The 5,104-nt window shown below is 30.7% G+C and carries 4 protein-coding genes; all 4 read left to right on the forward strand.

All coding sequences use genetic code 11. The features are described from left to right. Positions 1 to 566: hypothetical protein (locus tag HMPREF3046_RS11530; protein ID WP_256278225.1), on the forward strand; the 566-nt coding region annotated here is incomplete at its 5' end. Positions 567 to 778: 212 nt separating this feature from the next. Continuing rightward, entirely contained in the window at positions 779 to 1,870 is a 1,092-nt protein-coding gene (locus HMPREF3046_RS07205) for a bifunctional 3-deoxy-7-phosphoheptulonate synthase/chorismate mutase (RefSeq protein ID WP_070718086.1), read from the forward strand. A gap of 261 nt (positions 1,871 to 2,131) precedes the next feature. Next, positions 2,132 to 3,121 (forward strand): catabolite control protein A, encoded by a 990-nt coding sequence (gene ccpA, locus HMPREF3046_RS07210; protein ID WP_070718089.1) that lies wholly within the window; start codon positions 2,132 to 2,134, stop codon positions 3,119 to 3,121. 250 nt (positions 3,122 to 3,371) lie between these two features. Next, positions 3,372 to 5,039 (forward strand): formate--tetrahydrofolate ligase, encoded by a 1,668-nt coding sequence (locus HMPREF3046_RS07215; RefSeq protein ID WP_070718092.1) that lies wholly within the window; start codon positions 3,372 to 3,374, stop codon positions 5,037 to 5,039. Positions 5,040 to 5,104 lie beyond the last annotated feature (65 nt).

A 5,104-nucleotide genomic window follows, 5' to 3' on the forward strand; every position in this document is an offset into this window, starting at 1 on the left:
AAGAGATACAAGAAGCTAAAAAAGAAGCAATTACTAAAGATAAAAAACAAAAAGAAACAGATGCACTTGCTGCACAACGTCGAACAATTCAGAATGAATCAGAAACAAGTCAATTATCTAATCCAGCAAAAAGTCATCAAACTCAAAACAGCGAAAATGAGTCACAAGCTTCTAAAATTGCATCGGCAGCTAGAACTAAGCAAGCTAAGTTAAAAGATAATAAAGATGTAGCTAATAATACTCGAAAATTATTTGAAGAGACGCCAGTAACATCTTCTAAATATGATAAAGTGCCTAATTTGATAACTAAAAATCATAAGTCATTTAATAAAGATGAAGAAATAACAAAAAATAAACAAACTCATCATGATGCTAAATTTGAAAAGGGAGTTATTACTCACCAACATCAACCATCTCAATCAAATTCAAATCAAAAAAATAAAACCCGTAATCAAAAACGTAAAAATCAGAATCGCAAAAATCAAAATAAAAACAAAACGCCAAAGCAACACCAAAGAGCTGAAAAAGCGAATAGTAAAATAGAAAAACGTACATTTAATGATTAATATTTTTTAAAGAGCAGTGTAATATTTTACATTGCTCTTTTAATTCTTTATATAGTATTACTAATTTTAATAATTCAGAAATATTAGAAAATTTATCTGGTTTATAGTTGAAGATTTTTAATGTAATTGTTAGAATACTATCTAAATACAATTATTTTACCGCTTTAAAGTAATATAATTCAGTATAGTAAAATTTATTGAGGTGAGTATGAATGTCTACAAAGTTAGAACAATACAGGGAAGAGATAATTTCAATTAATAATCAAATTCTAGACTTATTATCAAAAAGAGGGGAATTAGCTCAAAAAATAGGAGAAGAAAAAATTAAGCAAGGTACTAAAGTTTATGACCCTCAACGAGAAAAAGAAATGATTAATGACTTAATGGATCGTAATAATGGACCATTTAATGATAATGTAATTAAACAATTGTTTAAAGAAATCTTTAAAGCGTCTACTGATTTACAAAAATCAGAAAATGAAAAACACTTATATGTTTCAAGAAAATTAAAACCAGAAGATACAATTGTAAAATTTGATAACGGTGGAGTTATTGGTGATGGAAATAAATCATTTGTATTTGGTCCATGTTCTGTTGAATCTCAAGAACAGGTTGATACAGTAGCTCGTGATTTACAAGCTAAAGGTGAGAAATTCATTAGAGGCGGTGCATTTAAACCAAGAACATCACCATACGATTTCCAAGGATTAGGAATTGAAGGGCTTAAAATATTGAAAAATGTTAAAGATAAATTCAATCTTAATGTTGTTAGTGAAATTGTAAATCCAGCTGATTTCGAAATTGCTGATGAATACTTAGATGTCTTCCAAATTGGTGCAAGAAATATGCAAAATTTTGAATTACTTAAAGAAGCTGGACGTACAAATAAGCCAATCTTGTTAAAACGCGGTTTATCAGCTACTATTGAAGAATTTACATTTGCAGCTGAATACATTGCTTCTCAAGGTAATAAAAATATTATTCTATGTGAACGTGGTATTCGTACTTATGAAAAAGCAACTCGTAATACACTTGATATTTCTGCCGTACCTATCTTAAAACAAGGTACTCACTTACCAGTAATGGTAGATGTTACACATAGTACAGGACGTAAGGATATTATGTTACCAACTGCAAAAGCAGCACTTGCAGTGGGTGCAGACGGAGTAATGGCAGAAGTACATCCTGATCCATCAGTAGCTTTAAGTGATAGTGGTCAACAAATGGATTTAAATGAATTTGATAAATTTTATAATGAATTAAAGCCATTAGCTGACATGTACAATTCTAAACAACTTAAATAAAACATCATACTTTAATTTAATAGCTATTCATTTGACTAACATATAGGGCAATATAGAAAATTTATATTTAATTTCTATATTGTTCTTTTTTAGTTAAAACGAATAGTTTTATTTTGTTTTTATTAAATCTATTAACTAAAATTTGACACAATTGTGAATATAAGTGTTATATATTTGACACATTACCAATTTATGATAAACTTTGAAAATGAAATGAAAACACGTTACAATAATAAATGAAACGCTTACAAGGAGGAAATTATGACGGTAACTATATATGATGTAGCTAGAGAAGCTCGTGTATCTATGGCAACTGTATCACGAGTAGTTAATGGCAATCAAAATGTAAAACCAGAAACACGTAAAAAAGTAAATGATGTTATTCAAAGATTAAATTATAGACCCAATGCTGTTGCAAGAGGACTAGCTAGTAAACGTACAACTACAGTAGGCGTTATTATACCAGATATCTCTAATATTTATTATTCTCAACTTGCTAGAGGTATTGAAGATATTGCAACAATGTATAAGTATCACTCTATCATTTCTAATTCAGACAATGATCCAGAAAAAGAAAAAGAAATTTTTAACAATTTGTTAAGTAAACAAGTAGATGGCATTATCTTTTTAGGTGGTACAATTTCTGATGAAATCAAAGATTTAATTAATCATTCTTCAGTTCCAGTAGTAGTATCTGGAACAAATGGGAAAGATGCTAATATCGCATCTGTTAATATCGATTTTGCTAAAGCTGCTAGAGAAGTTACAGAACAACTTATTAAAACAGGCGCAAAAGATTTTGTACTTGTAAGTGGAGATTATTCTAAAAAGGCTCAAGAAGATGTACTAAGTGGTTTAAAAGATGCTTTAAATAAACATCAATTAAAATTAAATAACACTATAAAATTATCAGGTTCAGAAAGCTACAAAGATGGAGTGAATGTCTTTGAAGAATTAAAAAATAATTTGCCTGATGCTATATTATCTATTAGTGATGAACAAGCAATTGGTATTTTACATAGTGCTCTTGATGCTGGAATAAAAGTTCCAGAAGAACTACAAATCGTTAGTTTTAATAATACGCGTTTGGTAGAAATGGTTAGACCTAAACTATCTAGTGTCATTCAACCATTATATGACATCGGAGCGGTAGGTATGCGTCTTCTTACTAAATTTATGAATGAAGAAGACATTGCAGAACCTAATGTAGTTTTGCCACATAGAATTGAATATCGAAATACTACAAAATAGAGTAATGTTAAAAAAGGATAAAATTTTTGATTTTATCCTTTTTTAATATATATATAGATTATTATAATTTAATTATGTAACCCTTTTAACATTTCTAAATTTATTTTAATTAGAATCAAATACTTTTGTAAACGCTATCAAGTGTTCGACATATATTTGTTTGTTAGTTATTATAAAGTAGTAAGAAGATTTAGTTTTTTCTAAATATCTTATTACATAAAATTTATTTTAAACAAGGGGTTGAAATAATTTGGCACATTTATCAGATTTAGATATTGCTAATCAATCAGAATTAAAACCAATTGGAGACATTGCAAAAAAAGCGGGAATACCTGAACTTGCTTTAGAGCAATATGGACACTACAAAGCTAAAATTGATATTAATCAAATTCAATCAAAAGAAGAGAAAGGTAAAGTTGTCTTAGTAACTGCAATGAGTCCTACACCAGCTGGTGAAGGTAAATCAACTGTCACAGTAGGCTTAGCTGATGCATTTAATGAGTTAAATAAAAATGTTATGGTCGCTTTACGTGAACCTGCTTTAGGACCAACTTTCGGAATTAAAGGTGGTGCTACTGGTGGGGGATATGCGCAGGTTTTACCTATGGAAGATATTAATTTACACTTTAACGGTGATTTCCATGCAATTACAACAGCGAATAATGCATTATCAGCATTTATAGACAATCACATTCATCAAGGTAATGATTTAGCAATTGATGTACGTCGTGTTGAATGGAAACGCGTACTTGATATGAATGATCGTGCATTACGTAATGTCATCGTTGGGTTAGGTGGACCAACTAACGGTGTTCCACGTGAAGATGGTTTCAATATTACTGTAGCATCTGAAATAATGGCAATTTTATGTTTAGCTCGTAATATTAATGATTTAAAAGAAAAAATGAGTCGTATTACAGTTGGTTATACTCGTGAACGTAAACCAATTACTGTTGCAGACTTAAAAGTTGAAGGCGCCCTTGCAATGATCCTTAAAGATGCAATTAAACCTAATTTAGTACAAACTATTGAAGGAACACCAGCACTTGTACATGGGGGACCATTTGCTAATATTGCTCATGGTTGTAACTCGATTTTAGCAACTGAAACTGCACGTGATTTAGCAGATATTGTTGTTACAGAAGCAGGATTTGGTTCAGATTTAGGTGCTGAAAAATTTATAGACATCAAAGCACGTGAAGCAGGCTTTGAACCTTCTGCAGTTGTCCTAGTAGCTACTGTTCGTGCATTAAAAATGCATGGAGGTGTTGCTAAAGATAATCTAAAAGAAGAAAATATTGAAGCAGTTAAATCTGGTATTGTTAATTTAGAGCGTCACGTTAATAATATTAGAAAATTTGGAATAGAACCTGTAGTTGCTTTAAATGCGTTTGTACATGACACTGAAGACGAAACTGAAGCAGTTAAAGCTTGGGCTAAAGAAAATAATGTACGAATTGCTTTAACAGAAGTATGGGAGAAAGGTGGTAAAGGTGGCGTTGACCTTGCTAATCAAGTTCTTGAAGTCATCGATCAACCACAAGAATTTAAATTCTTGTATGATTTAGATCAATCATTAGAAGAAAAAATTGAAACAATTGTAAAAGAAATCTATGGTGGTTCTTCAGTAACGTTTAGTAAAAAAGCAAAAAAGCAATTAAAAGAATTTACCGACAATGGATGGGGAAAATATCCAATCTGTATGGCCAAAACACAATACTCATTTAGTGATGATGCAACCGCTTTAGGCGCACCAACTGATTTTGATATAACTATCAGAGAATTAGAAGCTAAAACAGGTGCTGGATTTATTGTTGCATTAACTGGTGCAATTATGACAATGCCAGGATTACCTAAAAAACCAGCGGCATTAAACATGGATGTCACTGATGAAGGTCATGCAGTAGGATTATTCTAATTTAGATTAAAGAAAAAAGCGTTTGAGACTTTTACTGGACTGACCCCAATTAGTGGGAATGATAT

It is taken from the genome of Staphylococcus sp. HMSC070D05, from assembly GCF_001815595.1.
In the GTDB taxonomy this organism is placed as follows: Bacteria; Bacillota; Bacilli; order Staphylococcales; family Staphylococcaceae; genus Staphylococcus; species Staphylococcus hominis.